At 38.4% G+C, this 24,822-nt stretch carries 21 protein-coding genes; 13 read left to right on the plus strand and 8 right to left on the minus strand.

Annotation, left to right across the window (positions count from 1 at the left end):
- Window positions 1–67: 67 nt before the first annotated feature.
- From WG904_RS06155 to WG904_RS06170, 4 genes are all read right to left on the minus strand, one after another.
- On the minus strand, window positions 68–1,393 hold the full coding sequence (locus WG904_RS06155; protein WP_339578418.1) for a M28 family metallopeptidase: 1,326 nt from the start codon (window positions 1,391–1,393) through the stop codon (window positions 68–70).
- A gap of 141 nt (window positions 1,394–1,534) precedes the next feature.
- Window positions 1,535–2,455 (minus strand): DUF6607 family protein, encoded by a 921-nt coding sequence (locus tag WG904_RS06160; protein WP_339578419.1) that lies wholly within the window; start codon window positions 2,453–2,455, stop codon window positions 1,535–1,537.
- Between the two features lie 22 nt (window positions 2,456–2,477).
- Window positions 2,478–3,638: a PepSY-associated TM helix domain-containing protein gene (locus tag WG904_RS06165; RefSeq protein WP_339578420.1), complete on the minus strand. Its 1,161-nt coding sequence runs from the start codon at window positions 3,636–3,638 to the stop codon at window positions 2,478–2,480.
- Window positions 3,639–3,640: 2 nt separating this feature from the next.
- The gene (locus WG904_RS06170) at window positions 3,641–6,058 is read right to left on the minus strand and encodes a TonB-dependent siderophore receptor (protein WP_339578421.1); all 2,418 of its coding nucleotides are present in this window, start codon (window positions 6,056–6,058) and stop codon (window positions 3,641–3,643) included.
- A 284-nt stretch (window positions 6,059–6,342) separates the two neighbouring features.
- Here WG904_RS06170 and WG904_RS06175 point away from each other — a divergent pair, with 284 nt between their 5' ends.
- From WG904_RS06175 to WG904_RS06225, 11 genes are all read left to right on the plus strand, one after another.
- On the plus strand, window positions 6,343–6,477 hold the full coding sequence (locus WG904_RS06175) for a hypothetical protein (protein WP_339578422.1): 135 nt from the start codon (window positions 6,343–6,345) through the stop codon (window positions 6,475–6,477).
- Between the two features lie 84 nt (window positions 6,478–6,561).
- Window positions 6,562–7,257: a GNAT family N-acetyltransferase gene (locus WG904_RS06180; RefSeq protein ID WP_339578423.1), complete on the plus strand. Its 696-nt coding sequence runs from the start codon at window positions 6,562–6,564 to the stop codon at window positions 7,255–7,257.
- Between the two features lie 87 nt (window positions 7,258–7,344).
- Entirely contained in the window at window positions 7,345–8,544 is a 1,200-nt protein-coding gene (gene argG, locus WG904_RS06185) for an argininosuccinate synthase (RefSeq protein WP_339578424.1), read from the plus strand.
- An 18-nt stretch (window positions 8,545–8,562) separates the two neighbouring features.
- Window positions 8,563–8,913 (plus strand): cupin domain-containing protein, encoded by a 351-nt coding sequence (locus tag WG904_RS06190; protein ID WP_339578425.1) that lies wholly within the window; start codon window positions 8,563–8,565, stop codon window positions 8,911–8,913.
- Window positions 8,891–9,367 (plus strand): GNAT family N-acetyltransferase, encoded by a 477-nt coding sequence (locus tag WG904_RS06195; protein ID WP_339578426.1) that lies wholly within the window; start codon window positions 8,891–8,893, stop codon window positions 9,365–9,367. The genes WG904_RS06190 and WG904_RS06195 overlap by 23 nt, the downstream gene beginning before the upstream one ends.
- A 2-nt stretch (window positions 9,368–9,369) precedes the next feature.
- Complete coding sequence (gene argC, locus WG904_RS06200; protein WP_339578427.1) at window positions 9,370–10,377, plus strand: N-acetyl-gamma-glutamyl-phosphate reductase; 1,008 nt, start codon at window positions 9,370–9,372, stop codon at window positions 10,375–10,377.
- 31 nt (window positions 10,378–10,408) lie between these two features.
- Window positions 10,409–11,539: an aspartate aminotransferase family protein gene (locus WG904_RS06205; protein ID WP_339578428.1), complete on the plus strand. Its 1,131-nt coding sequence runs from the start codon at window positions 10,409–10,411 to the stop codon at window positions 11,537–11,539.
- 8 nt (window positions 11,540–11,547) lie between these two features.
- Entirely contained in the window at window positions 11,548–12,528 is a 981-nt protein-coding gene (locus tag WG904_RS06210) for a Rossmann-fold NAD(P)-binding domain-containing protein (protein WP_339578429.1), read from the plus strand.
- Window positions 12,529–12,576: 48 nt separating this feature from the next.
- On the plus strand, window positions 12,577–13,365 hold the full coding sequence (argB, locus tag WG904_RS06215) for an acetylglutamate kinase (RefSeq protein ID WP_339578430.1): 789 nt from the start codon (window positions 12,577–12,579) through the stop codon (window positions 13,363–13,365).
- 102 nt (window positions 13,366–13,467) lie between these two features.
- Entirely contained in the window at window positions 13,468–14,271 is an 804-nt protein-coding gene (gene proC, locus WG904_RS06220; RefSeq protein WP_339578431.1) for a pyrroline-5-carboxylate reductase, read from the plus strand.
- A 3-nt stretch (window positions 14,272–14,274) separates the two neighbouring features.
- Window positions 14,275–15,360 carry a M20 family metallo-hydrolase gene (locus WG904_RS06225; RefSeq protein ID WP_339578432.1) on the plus strand — a complete coding sequence of 362 codons (1,086 nt, stop codon included), beginning with the start codon at window positions 14,275–14,277 and terminating at the stop codon, window positions 15,358–15,360.
- Between the two features lie 116 nt (window positions 15,361–15,476).
- Here the strand turns inward: WG904_RS06225 and WG904_RS06230 are convergent, their stop codons facing one another.
- Together WG904_RS06230 and WG904_RS06235 are read right to left on the minus strand one after the other, a co-directional pair.
- The gene (locus tag WG904_RS06230) at window positions 15,477–15,668 is read right to left on the minus strand and encodes a hypothetical protein (protein WP_339578433.1); all 192 of its coding nucleotides are present in this window, start codon (window positions 15,666–15,668) and stop codon (window positions 15,477–15,479) included.
- A gap of 198 nt (window positions 15,669–15,866) precedes the next feature.
- Entirely contained in the window at window positions 15,867–18,680 is a 2,814-nt protein-coding gene (locus WG904_RS06235) for an alpha/beta hydrolase family protein (protein WP_339578434.1), read from the minus strand.
- A gap of 162 nt (window positions 18,681–18,842) precedes the next feature.
- Here WG904_RS06235 and argH point away from each other — a divergent pair, with 162 nt between their 5' ends.
- Together argH and WG904_RS06245 are read left to right on the plus strand one after the other, a co-directional pair.
- Entirely contained in the window at window positions 18,843–20,174 is a 1,332-nt protein-coding gene (argH, locus tag WG904_RS06240; protein WP_339578435.1) for an argininosuccinate lyase, read from the plus strand.
- A gap of 104 nt (window positions 20,175–20,278) precedes the next feature.
- The gene (locus tag WG904_RS06245) at window positions 20,279–21,532 is read left to right on the plus strand and encodes a pyridoxal phosphate-dependent aminotransferase (RefSeq protein WP_339578436.1); all 1,254 of its coding nucleotides are present in this window, start codon (window positions 20,279–20,281) and stop codon (window positions 21,530–21,532) included.
- 46 nt (window positions 21,533–21,578) lie between these two features.
- Here the strand turns inward: WG904_RS06245 and WG904_RS06250 are convergent, their stop codons facing one another.
- Window positions 21,579–23,159 carry a peptide chain release factor 3 gene (locus tag WG904_RS06250; RefSeq protein WP_339578437.1) on the minus strand — a complete coding sequence of 527 codons (1,581 nt, stop codon included), beginning with the start codon at window positions 23,157–23,159 and terminating at the stop codon, window positions 21,579–21,581.
- A 102-nt stretch (window positions 23,160–23,261) separates the two neighbouring features.
- On the minus strand, window positions 23,262–24,578 hold the full coding sequence (locus tag WG904_RS06255) for a DUF6600 domain-containing protein (RefSeq protein WP_339578438.1): 1,317 nt from the start codon (window positions 24,576–24,578) through the stop codon (window positions 23,262–23,264).
- Window positions 24,579–24,822: the final 244 nt, after the last annotated feature.

The raw sequence follows: 24,822 nt of genomic DNA on the forward strand, positions 1-24,822 counted from the left end.
TTTTCAACAAATTAACAGTATAAGAACTAGAATTGTTCATTTTATTGCAAAAATGACTTTAGTCTAATTATTTCATTAAAGCGGTAGTGAAGCCCACCACAAGTTTGAATAAATTATCGTAAACGGTAAAAGGCAAGGTTTCGGCTTTATCATCGACGTCGTGATAGGCTGCTATTCCACCTTGGGTGTACAAGAAAAATGCAGGCACTCCTTTTTCGGTGAAAAAATAATGATCACTATTGGCAGCTTTTCCTCTTGGATTAATTTTAACTAAAAATTTTCCGTTTGCATTTATTGCGTTTAACAGCGCAAATTCTTTTGGACGAAGTGTTGCGTTAACCACCGTTGCACCTGTTTCCCCAGTTCCAACCAGATCTAAGTTCAATAAAAACCGGATTTTAGAAAGGTCGACCAAAGGGTTTTCGGTGAAATATTTAGAACCAATTAAGCCGGCTTCCTCCGCGCCAAAGCAAATAAAGGCAATTGTATAGGGTGGAGGATTTTTAGCATAATGTTTTGCTAAACTAAGGAGGAATGAAACTCCACTTGCATTATCGTTGGCGCCTGGAAAATAAGTGTTGTTTCCCATACCCCCTAAATGATCGTAGTGCGCAGATATTACTACAATTGAGTCTGGGTGTTTTTTACCTTTTATCGAAGCATACACATTGGAAGCTTTAAATTCTGGAAAGAACTGGTTTTCTATATCAATGGTAAAGTTTTGGGGTTGCTGAGAAATGACATCTTTTTTAACCAAGATTTGGGTATAATTTTCGACTTTTGTGGCTACCGACCAGGTTAATTTGGATTGAAGGGTTAGGATAAGTTTTTGTTCTTCGTTAATGAAGTTGAGGCTATCTTTCTGAACAAATGTGCCTGCTGCATTAACTCCCTTACTTGCTTGTGAAACAATAAAATCTCTTCCGGGAATTAATTTTTTACCATCTATGCTTAGTTCCATTCTTCCCGGAAAAGTATTTACGGGAAAAGAAAACACTTGTTGAATGGGCTTTAGCTTCATTTTTGCGAATTCTTTTTCAATAAAATCTGCCGCGTTTGCCATCCCATTTTTGGTATAGCCTCTGCCCCATAGTGCCGGAGAGGTAAGGGCAGTCAAAGTTTTACGAGTATACGTTAGATCTTGAGCAAAGCAAAAATTTACAAAAGAAAAAAACATTATTAAGAGGAGCCCTTTCATTTTTGCGCCTGTCGGAAACTCTTTTCTAAGCAAAATACTTTTTGATAAATGGTTGCCCATTAAATTAAGCATGAACAATGTTTTTTCGCCAATAAAATGCCATAAATCTGCTCGAAACGCCTTTCTTAGATCTTGTATGAAAACACCATTTTGTGATTCGTATAATTTATGTAATGTATTAACTCGTTTCAACATAATGCTCGGGATCATGAATTATCCGATAAAATTATACTATCGAAGTTAAGTATTTCTTTGTAAAACTAAAGAGCCGTAACAGTGTAGATTTTGTAGATATTTATACTGTTACGGCTAATATATTGGGTAACGGCTAAAAATTTAGCTTTTAGCAAGAAATGTTAAGATAACTTTCTTGACGCTTTCTTTATTCTTTGTAGAATCCCATTTTTCTTTTACAGATTGGTTTCCTAGCGCAAAAAACTGCTCATATAATAATTTGTTATCAACTTTTGGCATTAGTCTAATAACGGTGTTTTCGGTAAAAATAGTATCCCAGGTTTCGCGGGCATCTTTCCAGAATTTTTCTTGTTCTTTCCACCAGGTGTATGCATAGCCGAATGGTTGAGGATCGGTTTTTACAAATTCTTCCATCCCTTTCTCCATAGCTAATAATTTATCGCCGCTTTCCGAACGAATTATTTTTTTATTGTCCTGCTCAAACATCCAACCTGTTTTTGTTAGGTATAATGAGTTGCCACGATTAAGTACATTATAATCGCTCCGTTCTGAGTACTCTCGACGCGGCAATGGAGAGTCGGCATTGCTCTGCCATTGATGTTTGCCATCTACGTGTACCCATGTGCCCATCGCTTGGTAGCGTGGACTATCATCAACTTGATATACTTTCTGAGTCCATTTTCCCTTCACGTCATTTGGCGATACTGTTACTTTCTTCCAAGTATTATTTTTATCAAAAAATAAAATTTGTGTGTCTTCAAAGGTCCAGTCTTCTCTCCAATGTTTAATAATCGTGCTATCGCCACGCATAACTAATAGATGTTGAATTACAATTTTCTTAGGAGAATCTTCTAAAATTAAGGCCAATTCTTTAGCTGAGGAACGGTGTCTTTCATGGAATTCATAATCATCATCAGGAGAAAAGGTTTCAGCATAATTGAAAGTTACCATATATGTTCCTGCCAAAGATTTGATAGCCTCACGGTCTTGATCAAACTTTGTTTGAGCATTTATTACTAGTGCAGAGAGGGCTAAAGCGAAGAAGAAAATTATTTTTTTCATTACTAATTATTTTTTATTTGGATTAATTCTTAATAAATTTTGTGCTTGCTTTCTTTTTCTTTCGACCAAGCCAAATTATAACACCTGTAACCGGCATGCTTGCAGCAATTAAGCTGGCCAAAAAAGCGAGTATTTTACCCGGTAAGCCTGCTATTGCTCCAATATGAATGTCGTAATTCATTCTTATAATCTTATCTGCGGTGCTAGTGTTTAAAAATTTTCCATACAGATGTGTTACTTCAATTTCTTTTAATGTATGTTGATCAAAGTACCGATAGTCTGCTTTCCAATAGGTAGAGGGGTCGGGGTTTCTCGCAATTTCTACAGCGCCCGTTTTATTTTCGGGAATGTGTACATCATAGCTTCCCTTAAAGGAGGGTTCTGCTTTTACAAATTTAGACCATAGGATATCTGCGGCTGTTGCATTTAAACTTAAATTAGCTATTCTGCTGGTATCGGAAAATGTTTCTGCATATTCTGTCATCGATTTTCCTCCTGAACTTAACCAGTACACAGATTTTGAAAACCATTGAAACCCCATTACCATGCCAGATAAAGCGATAAAAATTACAATAAAGCTCATATAAAAGCCTAAGACATTATGGAGATCATAATTTAATCTGCGCCATTTTGATTTTAATCTTACGGTAAAACGCTGTTTTCGTGCGGCCTTACTTTTAGGCCACCATAAGATCAAGCCCGATATTAATAGAAAGACAAAAATCATGGTTGCCGAGGTTAAAATAGGTTGACCAATTTCTGGAGGTAACCACAAATAATAATGGCCCATAATTATAATTCTAAAAAAATCATCATCCATGTTCTTAACCTTTAAAACCTCCCCTGTGTATTGATTTACAAAAACAATAAAGTAATAGGCGGGTTCATCATGATAATACACAACTTGTGTCGTTCTTCCAGATTGGTAGGTTACACTATGCGCTTGTTTATTAGGTAGTGCCTTATCCGCAATTGCTTTTAATGTGGTTGGGGGTAATAAGGGTTTATCTTGTGCGGCTGTAAAACGATAGGTTTGAATGGCATCTTCAATTTCTCTTTCAAAAGCCAATATGCAACCGGTTATACCCAAGAAGAACACAAATAGCCCGGCGATTAATCCGAGCCATAAGTGTATTTTACCTATCCAATATTTGAACGTGTTAATCTTTTTCTTTGGTGGCATAGTTAAAATTTGTAAGCAAGGCTTAATCTAAAGTTCCTAGGCGATTCTGCTTGCCATGAGTACACCGCTTGCGTGTAATCAGGAGCATTCCAGTAATTGGTATAATAAGCTCCGTTATATAAATATTTATCTAAAAGGTTAAATGCATTTACTGTAAGCTTAAATTTTTTCTTTTCCCAGAAAAGGCCTGCATCTAGCTTGAAATAATCAGGCAGATTTTCTGCTGTATTTTCTCCACTATAGGTTCCTATAGCTCGTCCAGCTAGATACGTAAATCCAGTTGAAACACCTGTTCCTTTAAATGTTCCTTTTGATATGGAATAACTTAACCAAGCGTTGGTTGTATGCTTAGAGAAACCTGGCACAACCTGACCAACAAAAACACTAGTTACCCCATCAGCTACCGCTGTTATTTTTCCATCTGTATAGGCATAGTTTGCAATTAACTTTAAGTTAGATGTTAATTCTCCTTTTAAATCGAATTCTGCTCCCTGTGCTCTTTTTTCGCCGATAACTATGCTGAAACTCTCGCCAGCCTTGTTGTAAGGATCGGTTGTAAGTTCATTTTGTTTCATAATACGATATACTGAAAACGTAGTATTCCATTTTCCGCCAAACCAATCTTTCTTCAAACCAATCTCATTATTCGTTCCTGTAATTGGACTAGGAGTTTTACCGTTACGTAGTATGCCGCTTTGAGGGGTAAATGCCTCATCATATACGCCATAAATTGAGGTGTTTTTATCAATAGAAAAACTTAGGCCAATTCGAGGCGTAAAATGCTTTGCTTTATCAGAAGGACCTCCCCAAGCCGATTGACTTACGAAAGTATATCGACCTGCAAGGGTTAACCTAATTTTGTTGGCAAAAAACCCTAACTCATCTTGCACATAGCCACTTAAATATTTTTGATCCATAAGTCCACCAGCCGCCTTGGCTCGTGTTTCTAAGCTTGTTTCACGGTCAAAATTAGGGTAGCCGTTTGAAGGATAGCCATAATTTGGATTATTCACATCAAAGGGTGCGTTGGGAAGATCTAAATCGTGAGATTGACCCCAATCTGCCATGTAATTTTTCTTTCCCCCATCAAATCCAGTCAGAATTCGATGTGTTATACCACCCGTTTGGGCTGTTCCATTAATGAAAAATTGAGCTAGTTTCATGGTGCTTTCTGCATCCCAAATGCCAACATTTCTGATCATTGTATGATTAGCATTGATGGTAGATGGCCAAGAGCTATAACCCGTTTGAAGATACTTTGAATAGGCTCCTTGTGCCGTTGCTTTCCAGTTTTTATTAAAATGGTGCTGTACATTTAAGAAGCCGCTGTGATCGTTTATTTTGGTTGGATCAATTCCTGGCTGTGTTAATGTAAAATTTTGTGGCAACGTCGCGTAACCACTCGTATTAAAAATATAATAAGAACCCACCTCGGTCATCTTCGCATTTTGCCAAGTATATTCTGCGGTTAACTTAGTATGATTACCAAGCTGATAACTTAGAACTGGGGCAAATGTATACCGATCGTTTTGCTCATAAGGTCTGAATGAGCCCTTAGATTGTGCCGCAACGTTTAGTCTAAGCAGTAATTTTCCATCAGCAGTTAATTTTCTATCTAGATCAACTGTGGCACGATACAAGTCGTAGCTCCCAACAGTAATCGCGGCTTCACCTGAATTAAAGCCAGTAGGTTTTTTGGTCACCACATTATACATACCACTCGGGTCGCCATTACCCAGCATAAAACCTGCGGGACCTTTTACAAATTCGATATGATCTACAATACTCATGTCTTCTGTTAACGGTCCCCAATAGGATGCTACAAAATTAAACCCATTCCTCATCGCTTGAATTTGAGAACCGCGCATGTTGATATTGGTATATAAATCTCCCCAATGTTCCAGCCGAACTGCACCACTAATATTTCTTATCAATCCGTCGCTCATACTAATAACCTGTTGGTCTTTGATGGCCTGACCGCTAACAATTTGTATATTTTGTGATGCCTCTAAAAGCGGTTCATTAAGCCGTAATGAGGCAGAGGGTAAGCTAATTTTATAGCTATTCTTTTTACCGGCAATGGTTACTTCCTGTAATATTTCATTATTTTCTGTCAAAGTAAAATCTACTATTTTCGTTTCTCCAGTAGTTACGTATACTTCCTTTTCTTGTGTGCGAATTCCAACTGCACTAGCTTTTAAGCGGTAGGCACCTGGCTTAACCCTAAGAAAAGTGTATTCTCCTTTATCGTTTGATACGGCGGTTTGATTTTTATCCGTAAAACTAACGGTTACATAAACGGCGGGCTGCCCATCGGCAGTGATTATTTTTCCTTTAATGATACCATTTAATTGGGCAAAGGCTGAAATAGAAATACAGAGTAGAACAAGTGTAATTTTAAATTGTAAAGGATTTCGCATAATTATTTTTATTTAGACTGATTATAAATTGTGACAAAGTAACGACCTAAAATGTTAGGTTCCAAATTATTTTGAAAGATTCTAAATAAGCTTTGATGAAGGGGGGAGTAAGCTTGGGTGGGGTAGTATATTAACCTACGTATGGTAAAAACGGTGAGAATGTTAACAGAAAGCAATCTTTAAGGGTAAAAAAGTATAAAAAAATACGATTCTTATTGCACAACTCGATTTTTATTTAAACCTTTGCCTCTCAACTAATTTAATACGGTACACTTAACAAGATAATGAGCAAGAATATTATCCATAAACTTTCGATTTTAGAAGCAAAGAACATTGCTGCTGAGAGCTTGTTTATTGAGCGCTTGCGACCCGTATTTTACATCACCACCAATCGGCAAAATTACACGCCGCGTATTTAGTACACCTTACTAATACATATGAGGAATTGATCCTCTCTAAAAACCCAATTAACAAGAATATCTTAATTTTTCGTTAGAAAACGAATGAATATTGACGAATTTATAGTCCAGGTAGCCATCCCAGAGCATCGTGTTTTTGCTGAGGAGATTGTGACCGAAATGGCCGAATCGGCTAAAGCTCGTGGAACAGGCATAGCAAAACGTTCGCCAGAATACATTTCTGGTAAAATGGAAGAGGGTAAAGCTGTAATTGCTTTTCATAAAGACGGCTCATGGGCAGGTTTTTGCTATATCGAAACCTGGAGCCATGGTCAGTTTGTGGCCAATTCGGGATTAATTGTAAGTCCGAAGTACCGAAAGGCAGGTTTAGCCCATGCCATTAAGGAATCGATTTTTAAACTTTCGAGAACCTTATATCCCAAAGCAAAAATATTTGGTTTAACTACGGGCTTAGCCGTAATGAAAATCAATTCGGATTTGGGCTACGAACCTGTTACCTATTCTGAACTTACACAAGATGAAGATTTTTGGAAAGGATGCCAAAGCTGTGTAAACTTCGAAATATTGAAGATGAAAGATCGCAAAAATTGCATGTGTACAGCCATGCTTTACGATCCGGCCGAAAAGAAACACGAGGCAGCGAAGGTTTTTGCAGAAGAATTGCAAAAAAAACCTGGGCTTTATGAACGTTTTATGCGTATTAAGCAGAGTTTGGTAGTGAAACCAAAAACTGGGTTAAAATCTATTCTCTTGCTATTTACCGTTTTATTTAAATCATAATATAAGATGAAATATTTATTAGTTAATTAAAAGCAAGATTAAACCATAAATATTCCATATGATAATTAAAAATATACAAAAAGACATATGAACAAGAAAGTTGTTTTAGCATTTAGTGGGGGATTAGACACCTCTTTTTGCTGCATTCATTTAGCCAAAGACCGTGGATTAGAAGTTCACTCTGTAATTGTTAATACTGGGGGTTTTTCTGCAGATGAATTGCAAGAAATTGAAAAGCGTGCTTATGCTTTAGGTGTTGCATCACACGCTGTGGTAGACGAAACTGAAAACTATTATAATGGATGTATCAAATATCTAATATTTGGTAATGTATTGAAAAATGCTACTTATCCACTTTCTGTAAGTGCAGAGCGTGTTAGTCAAGCCACTGCCATTGCCAATTATGTAAAAAAAATTGGGGCTGATTATGTTGCTCATGGCAGTACAGGTGCGGGGAACGATCAGGTTCGCTTTGATATGATTTTTAACATCTTAATTCCCGGAGTAGAGATCATCACCCCAATTAGAGATTTAAAGTTATCCCGCGAAGCGGAAATTGAATATTTAAGCGGTCATGGTGTAGAATATAGTGCTGAAAAAGCAAGATATTCTATTAACAAAGGCCTTTGGGGAACGTCGGTTGGCGGGAAAGAAACGCTTACTTCGAACGAAACTTTACCCGAAAGCGCTTGGCCAACTCAAGTTTCGGAAACCGAAGCGCGTAGAATTGAATTAACTTTCGAGAAAGGAGAATTAGTAGCGCTTGATGGAGAGAAATTAAGCCCAGTTGTAGCCATTCAAAAACTACAAGCCATTGCGCAACCTTTTGGCATCGGTAGAGATATCCATGTTGGTGATACCATTATTGGTATTAAAGGTCGTGTAGGATTCGAAGCGGCAGCTCCAATTATCATCATCAAAGCCCACCATACCTTAGAGAAACATACGCTAACCAAATGGCAATTAAGTTGGAAAGAGCAATTGTCTTCTTTCTACGGAAACTGGTTGCACGAAGGTCAATTCCACGACCCAATTATGCGAAATATCGAAGCTTTTTTAACGGATACGCAAAAGATGGTAAGCGGAAAGGTATTTGTAGAGTTATTGCCGTATCGTTTCCAAATTATCGGGATCGAATCAGAGCACGATTTAATGAGCAATAAATTCGGTAGCTATGGCGAAATGAATAACGCATGGAGTGGTGATGATGTGAAAGGGTTCTCGAAGATTTTTGGTAATCAGGTGATGATTTGGCATAAGGTTAATGGAGAAGAAGCTGAAAGCTAAAAGACTAGAGCTAAAAATATGATAGAAATCCTTTCAAAAAAGAATTGTTTAAGCCATTACAAATGGGGTGATAATTGTGATGGATGGAATTTTGTAAGCAATGCTGAAGCTGCAATTAAGCAAGAGTTAATGCCCGCTAAAACTGCTGAAAAATTACACTTCCACACTTATGCAGAACAATTTTTCTATGTATTGAAAGGACAAGCAACATTTTTAATTGAAAATGAAGTCGTTTTAGTCGACGCAAATACAGGCTTACAAATAAAAGCAGGCGACAAACATAAAATCTCGAATGAAACAAATCAGGATTTAGAATTTATACTTTTTTCATATCCATCGACACAAAATGACAGAACAGATTGTGAGTAATATAACCCTTAAGCAGATTAATTTGGCTGAAGCCGATTTGGTAGTTGGTTTGTTTAATCAGTATCGAATATTCTATAAACAGTTTTCTGATCTTGGAATGGCTAAGGCATTTATTGAGGAACGTTTGGGTAATCATGAATCGATTATTTTCATAGCAATGAATACGGAGCAAAAACCTATTGGATTTACTCAACTTTATCCTAAATATTCATCGGCAAGAATGACTAAAAATTGGATCTTGAATGATTTATTCGTTGATGTTAATTATCGCAAACAAGGTGTTGGCGAAATGTTAATCCGAAAAGCAATGGATTTTGCAAAAATACAAGGCTCAACGTTTGTACAATTGGAAACAGCAGTAGATAATTATACGGCTCAAAGTCTTTATGAAACAATTGGTTTTCAGAAGCAGGAAGAAGATAAGGAATTTTTTCTTTATAAGGTAAGTTTATAATCATGACAAAAAAAATAAAAGTTGGAATAATAGGAGGTGCGGGCTATACCGGAGGTGAAATGCTACGCATTTTGATTAATCACCCTAATGTAGAAATCGCCTTTGTAAATAGCACAAGTAATGCAGGAAATTTAATTTCTGATGTGCATACTGACTTAATTGGTGAAACGGATTTAAAATTTACTGCTAATTTGCAACAAGAGATCGATGCGTTATTTTTATGCGTTGGTCATGGCGATGCAAAGAAATTTTTAACCGCAAATCCAATTAACAATAGCATAAAAATTATTGATCTTTCGCAAGATTTTAGATTAACTGCGAACTCCCAACTAGAAACTCAAGACTTAGGACTCAAGACTCGAGACTTCACCTACGGTTTACCAGAGCTTAACCGTGAAGCTATAAAATCTGCTTCCAATATCGCTAACCCGGGTTGTTTTGCTACTTGTATTCAATTGGGATTATTGCCATTGGCGGCTAAAGGTTTGCTTAAAACCGAAGTACATATTAATGCAACCACTGGTTCAACTGGTGCCGGACAAAGCTTATCGACAACGTCTCACTTTAGTTGGAGAAACAATAACCTTTCGGTGTATAAAGCTTTCGAGCATCAACACTTAAATGAAATTGGAGAAAGTTTGAAACAGTTGGATGCTAGCTTTAATCAAGAGTTAAGTTTTATTCCCCAACGTGGCGATTTTGCAAGAGGTATTTTGGCCGCAATATATACAGAGAGTGATTTAACTTTAGAAGAAGCTCAAGCATTATATGAAGCATATTACGCTACACATCCCTTTACCCATGTAAGCAAAAAAAATATCGATTTAAAGCAAGTTGTGAATACCAATAAGGCATTAATACACCTCGAAAAACATGGAAATAAGCTTTTTATAGTAAGTATAATAGATAATTTGTTAAAAGGTGCTAGTGGACAAGCGGTTCAGAACATGAATTTGATGTTTGGATTAGAAGAGCGGCAAGGTTTAAACCTTAAGGCAATCGCATTTTAATCATTATTTAACAATTTCAAATAACTATAACATGAATTTATTCGACGTATACCCATTAAACGACATAGAAATAACAAAAGCATCAGGCAGCACTGTTTGGGATGCTAAGAATGAACAATATCTAGACTTATATGGCGGTCACGCCGTAATTTCTATCGGCCATACCCACCCGCATTATGTGAAACGATTAACGGATCAGCTTAACAAAGTTGGCTTTTATTCGAACTCCGTTAAAATTCCCTTGCAGGTGCAGCTTGCCGAAAAACTAGGAGAGGTTTCGGATAAAAAAGATTTCCAATTGTTTTTATGCAATTCGGGAGCTGAAGCCAATGAAAATGCCTTAAAACTAGCCTCATTTTATAACGGACGAAAAAAGGTGATCGCTTTTAAAGGAGCCTTTCATGGTCGTACTTCTTTAGCCGTAGCCGCTACCGATAACCCTAAAATTGTGGCGCCAGTTAATGAAAATAACAATATCATCTTCTTGCCGCATAATAATGAGGTTGCTTTAGAAGAAACATTTAAAGCACAGGGAGATGAAATAGCTGCCGTAATTATCGAAGGCATTCAAGGTGTTGGTGGAATTAAAGAAGCTTCGAAAAGTTTTCTCCAAAAAATTCGTTCATTATGTGATCAATACAATGCCGTTTATATTGCCGATAGCGTCCAATGCGGCTACGGACGAACTGGTTTGTTCTATTCTCACGATTATGCTGGCATAGCAGCCGATGTGTACACCATGGCAAAAGGAATGGGAAATGGTTTTCCAGTTGCTGGAATTTCTATAGCACCAAAGTTTAAGCCTTGGCATGGTGAACTAGGAACTACTTTTGGAGGCAATCACTTAGCTTGTGCAGCTGCATTAGCCGTGCTTGAGGTGATGCAACAAGATAACTTGATGCAAAACGCTGAAGAAGTGGGTAATTATTTAATCTCAGAGTTAAAGAAGTTTGAACAGGTTAAAGAAGTTCGTGGTCGTGGATTAATGATTGGAATAGAGTTACCCGAAGAACTGGCACACGTTAAAAAGGAATTATTATTTACACATCATATTTTTACGGGCGAAGCAAAGCCAAATGTTATTCGATTATTGCCTGCTTTGAATTTGAATAAAGATCAAGCAGACGAGTTTTTAACAGCATTTCGTAAATTAGTAAACTAAGGCGTCACATGAAAATTTTCACTTCCGTACACGATGTACCCAGCATTAAGCAATTTGTAAATGATGCGCTAGCCTTGAAAGCAAGTCCATATGCTTTCCAACATCTAGGTAAAAACAAAACCTTGGGCTTAGTTTTTATGAATCCGAGTTTGCGTACGCGGTTAAGTACGCAAAAGGCTGCCCTTAATTTGGGGATGAATGTAATGGTAATGAACCTCGATAAAGAAGGCTGGGCCCTAGAAACCCAAGATGGAGTAGTAATGAATGGCGCTACTGTAGAACATATTCGCGAGGCTGCTGCGGTAATGGGTCAATACTGCGACATTTTAGGGTTGCGTTCTTTTCCAAAGCTGAATAATCGAGAGGAAGATTACAGCGAAGATTTCTTTACTAAATTCGTAAAGTATTGCGCAATTCCAGTAATAAGTTTAGAAAGTGCAACACGTCATCCTTTGCAAAGCTTTGCTGATATTATTACCATTCACGAAACTTGGGATTCTTTAAAGGTTGGAGCTAATGCTAAGCCTAAAGTAGTTTTAGCTTGGGCACCACATGTAAAGGCATTGCCCCAGGCCGTTCCAAACTCTTTTGCGGAATGGATGTGTAAAGCACAAGCTGAAGGCATGATCGATTTTACGATTGCCCAACCCGAAGGATATGAACTTGCTGAAGATTTCACGCCTGGTGCAAAAATAGAATACAATTTAGAATCTGCATTAAAAGGTGCAGATTATGTGTATGTGAAAAATTGGAGCAGTTATAAAGAATATGGTAAGGTTTTAACCTATCCAGATGGATGGATGATGAACAATGAGAAGCTAAAAATTACAAATAATGCAAAAGTAATGCATTGTTTGCCAGTTCGTCGCGATTTAGAGTTGTCTTCAGAAATATTAGATGGGCCAAACTCACTAGTGATCCAAGAAGCTGGAAATCGCTTATGGTCGGCCCAAGCCGTATTAAAAGCAATGTTAGAAAAATTATTGTAACCAGAGCGGTATGGCGAGGAAGCAAGCAATGACGCAAGCAAATAAATCATGAATCAATTAACAATCATCAAAATTGGAGGAAATGTAATCGATAACTCCGAAAACTTACATCGGTTTTTGATCGATTTTACAGCTCTTCCTGGCGATAAAATTTTGGTGCATGGTGGCGGAAAAATAGCTACCGAACTTGGGGAATCGCTGGGTATTGAGGCTAAGATGGTCGACGGACGAAGAATTACCGATATCGAAACCTTGCGGATTGTAACGATGGTGTATGCGGGCCTAATCAACAAAAACATGGTGGCACAATTGCAAGCTAAAGGAAGCAATGCCATCGGATTAACCGGCGCAGATGGAAACATCATTAAAGCCAAAAAGCGTCCCGCTACTCCAATCGATTTTGGTTTTGTGGGCGATTTAGACGAGCATTCGGTATCATCAGCTATGCTGGATAACTTATTAAAGGCAGGTTTAGTGCCTGTATTGTGTGCCATTACACACGATGGAGATACGCAGTTGTTAAATACCAATGCAGATACGATTGCTTCGGCCGTAGCGGTGTCAATGTCTTCGCTTTATGAAACCAAATTGGTATATTGCTTTGAGAAAAAAGGGGTGCTAAAAGATGTAAACGACGATTCATCGGTAGTGAGGGAAATTAAGGCCAATGAATTTGAAATTTTAAAAGCCGATGGAACAGTTGTTGGAGGAATGATTCCAAAACTTCATAATGCTTTTGAAGCGATAAAAAAGGGTGTTTCAGCAGTTTACATTGGAAAGGCAAATGAGCTCCCCATGTTGGGTATAGGAGAATTTGGAACAAAAATGATTTTATAAGTTTAGAGGGCTAAATTGTCGGAAAGTCCGAACATCCGAAAAGTCGGATAGTTTAGCTTGCCTAATCTCAATACGCAATACTCACATCTCAATACTCAAACAATGAAAATAACCATCATAGGATCAGGAAACATTGGTCTATCTCTAGCGAAAGGTCTTATTAAAAAAGCATACTGCAAGCCTGACCAAATCACACTTACGCGCCGCAATTTTAAATTAATGACCGAAGAGGTGGCAGCAGGTTTTAACGTAAGCGATAATAACATTGTGGCAATTTACGATGCCGATATGGTAGTGTTAGCTGTTTTACCTCAACAATTAAAAAAAGTTTTGGAAGAAATAGCATCTTCCATTAATCCAGAGAAACAATTAATTATATCAGTAGTATCTGGCGTAAGCTGCGCCGATGTACGCAAAGAGATTGGAAACAATGTGCAGGTAATTAGAGCCATGCCAAATACGGCAATTGCTATCGGACAAAGCATGACCTGCATTGCTAGCGATAATTCAAATACTAAAAACATAAAAGAAGTCACCACTCTTTTCGAAACGGTAGGTGCAGTGGTAACGATTAACGAAGATTTGATGACTTCTGCAACTGCACTTTGTGCATGCGGTATAGCCTTCTTTTTACGTAGCATTAGAGCCGCTTCACAGGGTGGCGTAGAAATTGGTTTTCATGCCCACGATGCTTTAAAAATGGCTGTTCAAACTGCAAAAGGGGCGGCCGATCTTTTGCTGTTAACGCAAGCACATCCAGAAAGTGAAATCGATAAAGTAACTTCACCTAAAGGATGTACCATCGCAGGTTTAAATGAAATGGAACATAATGGCTTTAGCTCTGCCTTTATTAAAGGCATTAAACTTTCGGCACTTAAGGCAGGTGGCTTATATAAGGAGGGTTAGGGCATGGAAGATGTAAAATGGAAGATAGAAAAGCTGGTACAAGAAAGTACAGAATTGCTTCGGGATTTGATAAGGACTCCATCCTTTAGTAAAGAAGAACAGCAGACTGGAAATAAAATAGCGTTATTTTTGCAGCAACATGGCGTAAAAACCAATCGAAAACTCAATAATATCTGGGCGTATAATAAGTTTTACGACCCTGCCAAACCCACGGTATTATTAAACTCACATCACGATACCGTGAAGCCCAATTCTGGCTATACGCGAAATCCATTTTCTGCAGATTTTGTAGAAGATAAACTGTACGGATTGGGGAGTAATGATGCAGGAGGCTGTTTAGTGTCGTTGATTGCAACATTTTTATACTTTTATCCCCAAGAGCACCTAAGTTATAACTTTTGCTTAGCGGCAACTGCCGAAGAAGAGATATCTGGAAATGATGGTTTAGAATTGGTTATTCCAGATTTGGGAGAATTAGAATTTGCAATTGTTGGTGAACCTACCGAAATGCATTTGGCTATTGCAGAGAAGGGATTGTTAGTGATCGATTGTACTACGTATGGTAAAGCTGGCCATGCTGCGCGCGACGAAGGCGAAAATGCGATTTACAAAGCACTAAAAGATATTGAATGGTTCAGAACCTTTGAGTTTCCAAAAATTTCTGAGGTTTTTGGGCCAGTTAAAATGACCGTTACCATTATAAATGCGGGTTCACAACATAACGTTGTCCCGGCAACTTGCACCTTTACGGTCGACGTTCGTGTTACTGATTCGTATACTAACGAAGAAGTAGTAGAAGTTATCAAACAACATGTAAGCTGTGAAGTTAAACCGCGTTCTGTTCGCTTAAAACCATCGAAAATAGACAAAGCACACCCCATTGTGCAATCTGGCATAGCTTTAGGAAGAAACACATATGGCTCTCCCACAACATCAGATCAGGCCCTTTTGAATATTCCATCTTTAAAATGCGGGCCAGGTTTTTCAGGGCGGTCGCATATGGCAGACGAATTTTTATATATCCACGAAATTAAGGAAGGAATTGAGGGTTATATTAATATGTTAAAACCAGTAGTTAACGGGAAATGAAGGACTAAAAGCGGGTTATGTCCGCTTTTAGCATTATAAAATACGTTTGTCCCAAAAGAAGTCTTCTATCGTCTCTATTTTAATAAGGGACGCAAATAAAGGGTGCTCAGTATTGATTATATATTATATTCTTGTGTAATGATCGCAGATGGAACTTTTAAAATTTCTTTATCCGCATACCAATCTGAACCAATTTTTTGAAGGCGGGGATATGCATCTAATTTGTTCCATTTTCTTGGTAGATCAGAAATTAAAACCTGTTTATGTTTTAACGCTAATGTTAAGCCAGTCTGAAATAACTTCATCATTGAACGTTGTTAATTCTTTAAGATAATTAAGGTAATTTGAACCTATCTCATGATTTCTAATATAAAAGAAGACCTCCGAATAATTAGTAATATTCGGAATATTCTTTATTTTTTTTGGCGAAATTGCTTGAAAACCCATATATACTATAAAAACAGGGAAAATTACCCATCTAAAAGAGTAATTTTCCCTAAAATATTTTAATGCTCCTCACTTTCGTCAAACGCTCTGGCTTCTAAGTGTTTTTCCATATCCGAACGGTCTACCCCTTTGCTCCACCACCCCGGAGCGGGTTTCCCTTTCAGCATATAATCAAAATACTCCATCATGCGCACTGCATAATCTTTACGATTTGGTAATTTGGCAATACCATGGTTTTCTCCTTTATACGTAATCATCACCACGGGTTTATTTAATCGTCTTAAGCCATTGTAATATTCGATACCTTGGGTAAAATCAACCGCCCCATCTTTATCATTATGTAATAAAAGTAATGGCGTTTGTACTTTTTTAATGTGATAAATGGGCGAGTTGCGGGCAAAAGCATCCCAATTATCCCAATATCCCGGAGTTAATCGACCTTGGCTAGCCTCAAATATCGCTTGGTTTGTGCCACCGCTATTCCAATAAATTAAGCTGTACATACTGATCATATTGGTTAATGGGGCTCCTGCTGCGGCCGCTTTAAAGATATTGGTTTGGGTAATTAAGAACGAAGTTTGATAGCCACCCCAAGAGTGACCATGGATGGCAACATTCTTTTCATCCACAATTCCCGTTGCAATTGCAGCCTTAACAGCTGGAACCACACAGGCAACTGCCGACATTCCTGGGTCATTTAATTTATACTTAATATCTGGTTCTAAAACGGCGTAGCCGTTGCTTAAATACATTGCTTTATTAAAACCTCCACCTGGAAAACTTGGCATCGAATAATTATTTAACCCATCAGTTAAACGTTCGTATATATAAGTGATGGTTGGATAGGCCTTTCCTGGGACATAATTAGCTGGTAGATAGATAGCGGCTTGCAAGCTATCGCCATTGGCACTAACATAATCAATCAATTTTACGCCCGAAGTCCATGCATATTTTGCTTGATCGGGCGTGTTTGAATTTACCTGCTTAGGGGCTGTTAAAGTAGCTGTAGTGCTGGCATAATAGCTCGGCGATTCTTGGGCATTACTTTTGGTATATACATATACACTGCCCTTTTCTGCCTTGGCAAAATTTCCATAAGCGTTATCGTCCATAAACAAAATCTCGATTTTGCTTTTCCCAGCGGGTAAAAGTCCGATCCCTCCTTTTTTATCTTTTGTGTTAAACACACTGAAGTATTGGTCTTTACTTAAATCAGTTCCTTTTTCGTCTTGGTAAATTCTCAATCGACCCGCCACTTCAGTTTTCTTACTTTTCCAATCCGATAAAGCGACTACAGTTTTACCATCTGCAGCGATTTTCCAAAGGTCGTAATTATCCATAATCAGCGCGTATTTCGAATCGCTACTCCACCCTAAGTTTTGTGTAGCAGGCTTGCTCACATTATGGTCGTCTAATTGATCAACAAAACTAGATTTGATGTTCCCTGTTAAGTTTGTACGTATACCTGTTTCTAAATTAATGCTGTAAAATACACCATCCACATAGTAACTGGCCATTTTACCATTCGGCGCAACAGATAAACGGCCACCATTGGTAGCATACATCTTTTCGAACAAGCGTTTTTTAGTTCCAGTCTTGAGGTCGATTAAATACACATCGGTATAACTCTGCCCATCTAAATTGCCCATTAGTTCGTAATTAGAGTTATCATATCCAATGGCATAAAGTTGTTTTGGCGCAACGGTTACTGAGCGCATTAGGCTGTCAGCGAGTTGAGTGAATTTTTGATCAGCCACCCGGTAAGAGCTGATGTAGCTAAACATTTTATCCCTCATTTCTTGCGTTTGCTGTGCAGATTGTAGGCGCTTGTCTTGCCAGTTCCAGATAATCATGTCTGGCTTTTCGATATCCTCTTTTTTAGGTTCAGGCTTAGTTTTACTGCTATCTGCTTTCTTATCGTCTTTTTTAGCTAAGCTGTTAATCCCGAAATATAAAGTGGTTTGATCATCTGACCAATATGGACTAGCATTTGTATGAATACCCTTTCCTTTTGGGAAGTTAGAATCTTCTAAACCATTGTAAATTACCTTACTGGTTAAATCTCCGTTAATTTTGTTAATCCCAATTACACTAAATACCTCGTCTTTATATTTCTCGTTCTTATTCGATTTTAATAAAGCAAAAGCAGTTCCGTTTTCGTTCCAGTTAATGCTTTTATAGGTAGCTTTATCATTGTCAAGCGCTGTAGTAAGTCCTGTTTTCATGTCACGCAAGAAGATGCCATTTCCATTTTGACCATTAGCGTCTATTATATAAGCGAATTGATCGCCAGCCTTGTTAAATGCAAATTCTGTAACATTCCCTAAGTTAAAACTCTTTTTTGTATTTAGGTTGTATAAGAGCACATCGGTTCCTTTTGCGGCGGTTGGTTCTTTTGGAGCGGTCTCTAGGGCCATAAATTGGATTGCGACCCACGACGGAGAATCCCCTGAAAAACTAAAATTTCGCACCCTTTCAAAAGAGGTTTGCTTATTTTCTGCTAAAGAAACAATGGTTAGTTTATCATATGCAGGTTTGTTTGCTTTTCGAGCAGCTTTCGCTTCTGCATCTTTAGCAGACACTTTAAATGCAGCATATTTCGAATCTTTAGAAAATTGCAGCACTCCTGCATTTGCCCCTATCGGATAAGAATATGTGTTGGTATCTAATGTTTTTCGAAGGGTCATTTTTAAATCTCCCTCCGTAGGACCACTTGTCCAAGCCAGCCACTGTCCATCGGGCGATAGCGAACTACCACGATTATACGTCCATTTCGAAACGTCTTTCCAGCTTAATGCGGGCTTTTGTTGTGCAAAGCTGTGGCTAAAAAGGGGCACGAGAAATGCCACCATGATAAATTTTAAATTCTTCATAATTAAGAGTTTGGTAGTGCTAAAATAAGATTTTTAAACTCAAAACAAACATTCCGTCATTTCCATCATCGGACGACGGAAGCCCGTCATCCGATGACCATGTCTTGAGCTAAGAGATTTATTTGTATTTTTGTAGCGTATTCATCTACATAATCGTTAAAAATGAAGATTTGGCAAAAAAGCATTGAGGTTAACAAAGGAATTGAAGTATTTACCGTTGGCAAGGATAGGGAGCTCGACTTGCAAATGGCCGCTTTTGATGTTTTAGGCTCTTTAGCCCATGTTGAAATGCTAGCTAGTATTAATTTGTTAACCCAGCATGAACTCCATCAGGTACAAATTGCCTTAAAGGAAATTTACAGCGAAATTTTAAGTGGTAACTTTACTATAGACGAAAGTGTAGAAGATGTACATTCTCAGGTAGAGTGGATGTTAACACAACGAATTGGTGAAGCGGGAAAAAAAATCCATAGCGGTCGTTCAAGAAATGACCAGGTTTTGGTAGATCTAAAGCTCTATTTTAGAGACTGTATACAAGAAATAGTTGAAAACACAACCCACTTATTCCATCAGCTCATCACCTTAAGTACTACGCATAAAGACAAATTATTGCCAGGCTATACGCATTTACAAATTGCTATGCCTTCTTCTTTTGGCTTATGGTTTGGTGCTTATGCCGAAAGTTTGGTGGATGATATGGAACTAATGTTAGCTGCATATAAAATTTGTAATAAAAATCCATTGGGCTCAGCAGCAGGCTACGGGTCGTCGTTCCCCTTAAACAGAGCGATGACGACAACGTTGTTAGGTTTTGAAAAGCTGAATTATAATGTGGTATACGCACAAATGGGCAGAGGTAAAACAGAAAGGATTTTGGGGCAAGCCATGTCGTCTGTTGCTGCCACTTTAGCAAAAATGGCTATGGATGTGTGTTTATTCATTAACCAGAACTTTGGATTTATCAGTTTTCCTGATGAGTTAACTACAGGTTCGAGTATTATGCCTCACAAGAAAAACCCTGATGTGTTTGAATTAATTCGTTCGCGTTGCAATAAAATCCAGGCTTTGCCAAATGAAATCGCCATGATGACGACCAATCTTCCGTCTGGTTACCATCGCGATTTGCAATTGCTTAAGGAAAATCTTTTTCCAGCAATCACTTCGTTAAACGAGTGTTTAGAAATGTGCACTTTTATGTTGCAAAATATTACCGTTAAGGATCATATTTTGGAAGATAAGAAATATGATTATCTATTTAGTGTGGATGTGGTGAATGAGTTGGCGCTAAGTGGGATACCTTTTAGAGAAGCATATAAAATGGTGGGCGAAACAATAGATAACGGTACATTTTCGCCTAATAAAACCTTAACGCATACGCACGAAGGAAGTATTGGCAATTTATGCAACCCAGAAATTGAAGCGATGATGAGTGATGTTTTAGTGCAATTTCAGTTCGAAAAGGTTAATAAAGCCATCGAGAATTTAGTTAAGTAAGTAGATTGCTATTCCGAAGTTTCGGGATAAACCCAGCCCCGAAAATAACGCATGACTGCAAATTTTTAACCGCTTCGCTAGTCGCTAAGCAAAATACAAACAGTATGAATGTATCAATATTAGCCAACACCCTTATTGGATCAGAAATTATTAAAATTGGCAACGAGGTTAATGAAATGAAAAGAAAGGGTGCTAAAATTGCCAATTTAACCATTGGCGATTTCGATTCCTCAATTTTTCCTATACCAGAAGCATTAGAAGACGCTATTGTGAATGCCTATCGCGATGGGCAAACCAACTATCCGCCAGCAGAAGGTATTCTGGCTTTACGCGAAACCATTGTAGACGTGGTAGCAGATCGTTATCAATTAGATTATACCCTAAACGAAATTTTGATAGCAGGAGGTTCTCGTCCGCTAATTTATGCCCTATACTTAGCATTAATTGATCCTGGCGATAAAGTTTTATATCCAGCGCCATCGTGGAACAATAATCATTATTGTCATCTATCATCCGCCAATGGCGTAACCATAGAAACTACGGTAGAGAACAATTTTATGCCGACCGCAGCGCAATTAAAACCGCATTTAAAAGGAGCAAACTTATTAGCGTTATGCTCGCCACTAAATCCAACGGGTACTATGTTTACCCAACAACAGTTGGAAGAAATTTGCGATATGGTAATTGAGGAAAATAAATCACGTAAGGCGGATGAAAAACCGCTTTATATTATGTATGATCAGATTTACTCGTTGTTAACTTTTGGTAAAGCCCATGTAAATCCGGTTAGTCTTCGTCCAGAACTGAAAGATTATGTAATTTATATCGACGGAATATCGAAGTGCTTAGCAGCTACAGGTGTACGTGTAGGTTGGGCTTTTGGCCCGGCGCATATTATCGCTAAAATGAAATCACTTTTAGGCCATATTGGTGCCTGGGCTCCTAAGGCAGAACAAGTTGCCGTAGCAGGATATTTCAAGAATAAAGACTTGGTAGATCAGTATTTGAGCAATTTTAAAGTACAAGTTCAGGCTAGTTTAGATGAACTTTACAGCGGCTTTCAACAGTTAAAAAGTGAAGGGTTTGCGGTTGATGCCGTGGTACCTATGGGAGCCATCTACCTCACGCTAAAAATAGATTATATTGGTAAAACTACGCCATCCGGTGATGTATTAACCAATAGCGCGGATGTAAATTTCTACCTCATTAAAGAAGCGAAAACTGCTATCGTTCCTTTCTCGGCCTTCGGAAATGAAGAAAATATGCCGTGGTTTAGGGCATCGATTGGAGGCTGTTCTTTGCAGGATATTAAAGACATGATGCCGAGAATTGCGGAGGCGCTTGGGAAGTTAAGTTAATTCCAAACCTCGTAGGTTTTTTAAAACCTACGAGGTTTAAATTCACCTATTTAAACTCACTCGTTTTATGAAACTCAATATCCGGATAATCGCGCATCGTCATGTTAATCATGAATTCGTTATCGGCTAGATAAACAGGGTTTCCATCTTTATCTTCACCAATATGCTGTTGCTTGCGCTTTAAAAATTCTTCTAATTTCTTAGGGTCTTTTGAGGTTACCCAGTTAGAACGGGTATAACTCAGCATCCTGAAGTGGGCTTTTGCACCATACTCGTGCTCTAACCGAAATGCAATTACTTCGAACTGCAGGTCGCCAACCGCCCCAATTACTTTCCGATTACCTGGTTGCATCACAAATAATTGTGCCACACCCTCTTCAGTTAATTGTTGTAAGCCTTTTTCTAGTTGTTTTGTTTTTAAGGGGTCTCTGTTCTCAACTTCCTTAAAAATTTCTGGTGAAAAGCTAGGAATGCCCTTAAATTGCAATTTCTCACCCTCTGTAAGCGTATCTCCGATTTTAAAGGTGCCACTGTCGTATAAACCCACAACGTCTCCTGGCCAAGCTTCTTCTACAATGCTTTTCTCATTGGCCATAAAATCCATCGGATTAGAGAATTTAATCTTTTTATTATTTCGGGTGTGGAAATAAAATTTATTACGCTCAAATTTACCTGAGCAAATTCGTAAAAAGGCAATCCGATCGCGGTGATTTGGATCTAAATTAGCGTGGATCTTAAACACAAAGCCACTAAAATTTTTCTCGGTTGCTAAAACCTCTCTTTCTTCGGCCTCGCGGCTTTTCGGACTAGGGGCAATATTAATAAAGGTATCTAACAACTCTTTAATCCCAAAGTTATTAATTGCACTACCAAAAAACACAGGAGCCAACAATCCTTCTAGGTACATGTCTTTATCCACTTCGCCGTAAACGCCCTCAACTAACTCTAAATCGTCTTTGAGCGCGCTCAATGCTGGAGCAGCTAAAAATTTACTCAATTTTTCATCTGCCAAACTGCTCACCTCAATTACTGGTGTGCTAATTTTAGTTTTATCTGGCTCAAATAAATTAAGGTGTTTGTTATAAATGCTATATACGCCTTTAAAGGTATGGCCTTGACCAATTGGCCAACTTAATGGGCACAAACTAATATTTAATTTGTTTTCAATTTCGTCTAATAGATCGAAAGCGTCTTTACCTTCACGATCCATTTTATTTACAAAAATGATAACTGGAGTATTTCTCATTCGGCAAACCGACATCAGTTTTTCGGTTTGTTCCTCTACACCTTTTACACAATCAACTACCAGAATTACGCTATCAACTGCCGATAAAGTTCGATAAGTGTCTTCCGCAAAATCTTTGTGGCCAGGTGTATCAAGGATGTTAATCCGCTTTCCATTGTATTCAAAGCCCATTACCGATGTAGCAACCGAAATACCACGTTGTTTTTCGATCTCCATAAAATCAGACGTGCTGCTTTGGTTGGCTTTATTTCGTTTTACGGCACCGGCGGTGTTAATTGCGCCACCAAAAAGTAGAAATTTCTCAGTTAAAGTTGTTTTTCCGGCATCGGGGTGACTGATAATGGCAAATGTCTTTCTTTTTTCTATTTCAGGATAAACCATGGAATGGGGATAATTTGCAAAGATAACAAAAGGCTATACTTTGACAAACTTCTAAAGTTTGTCAAAGTATAGCCTTTTTTCGATTATGGCCTACTTATTCACCTATCCACCACCTCTTACTCTTCCACCCCCATTACTTTCGCCTCCTCTACTTCCTCTACTTTCACTTCTACCGCCACTACTTCTTTGAGAAGGGGGAGATTGTGTACGCTCTACACGTTGAGGTTGAGCTTGTGGTTGTGAACGCTGAGTTCGCTCAGTGCGTTGTGGTGCTTGCTGTTGTTGAGGCTGTGTTTTGCCCTCCATGGTACGCTGTGGCATTTGTTGTTGTGGCGCTTGTACACGTTCGCTTCTTTCTTGAGCTTGAGGGCGTTCCATTCGTTGCTGTGGTTGCTGCGGAATATCTCTGCCTCTTTCAGCACTTTGTTGAGGGCGAATCTGACTAGGAACTCCATTTCCTTCTCTCGACGGATTGGTATTCATCGTGCCATTACTTCGGCTATCGCCTCTGCTTGGCTGATTGGTATTCACCTCTCTATCTCTCGACGGATAAGTATTCATGGTATTTCCAGTTCCTCTTTCTCCTCTGCTTGCATTTACATTATTATCTCTACCCACTACGCCGCGATTAATGCTGCCTTGTACTGCATCTCTTGGTGAAGCATTGGTGTTTGCCGAACCTCGAACGGGACGTGGGGTATAAATATTCACGCTATTGTTAGCAATTCTACTTGCACCTGGTCGGCTATCTCGGTTTACATTATAAACGGTTACACGTTGGTTGGTAGCACGTCTAATATCATCAGCCCTTGGTCCGGTATAATAGGTTCTATTGTTACGAACATAAGTATTGTTAATGATTACCGTATTCTGGATATAAATTCTATTTCTGTTGCCATAGTAACGCGGATAGCTATTATAATAGATATTATTGTAGGGAATAAAGTTCCAGCACATATCGGGGATTCGATATCCACCTCGCCCAATATTAATACCTATGCTTATGCTTGGTCCTAACGGAGCCCATCCGTAATAGCCACCCCCACTTCTCCAACTTACCCATGCTGGCCCCCAAACGGTATCTGGAATCCATATCCAGTTATTATAACGGTTGTATACCCATCTGCCGTAGTGGAACGGGGCCCAACCCCAATCGTAATTCGATACCCAGGTGTTGCCATATTCGGTCATCACCCATCGCCCATTGGTATAATAGGGTCTAAATTCTTCTTGATCTACATCCGGTCGCCAAACATAGCCATATTGAGGATCTTTGATCCATTGTCCATATGGCGACAATTCATCGTAAAACGATTGTAAAGATACATCGTCATTTTGTGCCATTACGTTTTGTGTGGTTCCGGTAAGAAGGAGCAAGAGCCCCACCAATATTGCCGGTAATTTGATTTTGGTTTTCATAATGTGTGTGTTTTAAAATTTATAATTAACCTAACGTACTGTGTATATCAATTTAAACACCATTTTTTTAATATAAATCAAACAATTGTGTTTAATCTTTGTTATTGTTCTTTTTTAACGCTTTTTGTACATATAAAGTGTTATGATACGCCATTTTGGAGTGCGAAATTATGTGCGAAAAAGCAGTCACGCGGAACTAAATTTGCTACATACTTCAGCGAAGCAAACTGCACCGCATAGGTAC

It is taken from the genome of Pedobacter anseongensis (assembly GCF_037482965.1).
In the GTDB taxonomy this organism is placed as follows: Bacteria; Bacteroidota; Bacteroidia; order Sphingobacteriales; family Sphingobacteriaceae; genus Pedobacter; species Pedobacter anseongensis.

Coding starts and splice junctions, on each gene's coding strand:
- WG904_RS06165 (WP_339578420.1), bottom strand. CDS start 3,638: ATGCCACCAAAGAAAAAGATTAACACGTTCAAATATTGGATAGGTAAA.
- WG904_RS06205 (WP_339578428.1), top strand. CDS start 10,409: ATGAATTTATTCGACGTATACCCATTAAACGACATAGAAATAACAAAA.
- WG904_RS06160 (WP_339578419.1), bottom strand. CDS start 2,455: ATGAAAAAAATAATTTTCTTCTTCGCTTTAGCCCTCTCTGCACTAGTA.
- WG904_RS06235 (WP_339578434.1), bottom strand. CDS start 18,680: ATGAAGAATTTAAAATTTATCATGGTGGCATTTCTCGTGCCCCTTTTT.
- WG904_RS06175 (WP_339578422.1), top strand. CDS start 6,343: ATGAGCAAGAATATTATCCATAAACTTTCGATTTTAGAAGCAAAGAAC.
- WG904_RS06170 (WP_339578421.1), bottom strand. CDS start 6,058: ATGCGAAATCCTTTACAATTTAAAATTACACTTGTTCTACTCTGTATT.
- WG904_RS06210 (WP_339578429.1), top strand. CDS start 11,548: ATGAAAATTTTCACTTCCGTACACGATGTACCCAGCATTAAGCAATTT.
- WG904_RS06245 (WP_339578436.1), top strand. CDS start 20,279: ATGAATGTATCAATATTAGCCAACACCCTTATTGGATCAGAAATTATT.
- argH (WP_339578435.1), top strand. CDS start 18,843: ATGAAGATTTGGCAAAAAAGCATTGAGGTTAACAAAGGAATTGAAGTA.
- WG904_RS06190 (WP_339578425.1), top strand. CDS start 8,563: ATGATAGAAATCCTTTCAAAAAAGAATTGTTTAAGCCATTACAAATGG.
- WG904_RS06225 (WP_339578432.1), top strand. CDS start 14,275: ATGGAAGATGTAAAATGGAAGATAGAAAAGCTGGTACAAGAAAGTACA.
- WG904_RS06250 (WP_339578437.1), bottom strand. CDS start 23,159: ATGGTTTATCCTGAAATAGAAAAAAGAAAGACATTTGCCATTATCAGT.
- argG (WP_339578424.1), top strand. CDS start 7,345: ATGAACAAGAAAGTTGTTTTAGCATTTAGTGGGGGATTAGACACCTCT.
- WG904_RS06155 (WP_339578418.1), bottom strand. CDS start 1,393: ATGTTGAAACGAGTTAATACATTACATAAATTATACGAATCACAAAAT.
- proC (WP_339578431.1), top strand. CDS start 13,468: ATGAAAATAACCATCATAGGATCAGGAAACATTGGTCTATCTCTAGCG.
- WG904_RS06180 (WP_339578423.1), top strand. CDS start 6,562: ATGAATATTGACGAATTTATAGTCCAGGTAGCCATCCCAGAGCATCGT.
- WG904_RS06255 (WP_339578438.1), bottom strand. CDS start 24,578: ATGAAAACCAAAATCAAATTACCGGCAATATTGGTGGGGCTCTTGCTC.
- WG904_RS06195 (WP_339578426.1), top strand. CDS start 8,891: ATGACAGAACAGATTGTGAGTAATATAACCCTTAAGCAGATTAATTTG.
- argB (WP_339578430.1), top strand. CDS start 12,577: ATGAATCAATTAACAATCATCAAAATTGGAGGAAATGTAATCGATAAC.
- WG904_RS06230 (WP_339578433.1), bottom strand. CDS start 15,668: ATGATGAAGTTATTTCAGACTGGCTTAACATTAGCGTTAAAACATAAA.
- argC (WP_339578427.1), top strand. CDS start 9,370: ATGACAAAAAAAATAAAAGTTGGAATAATAGGAGGTGCGGGCTATACC.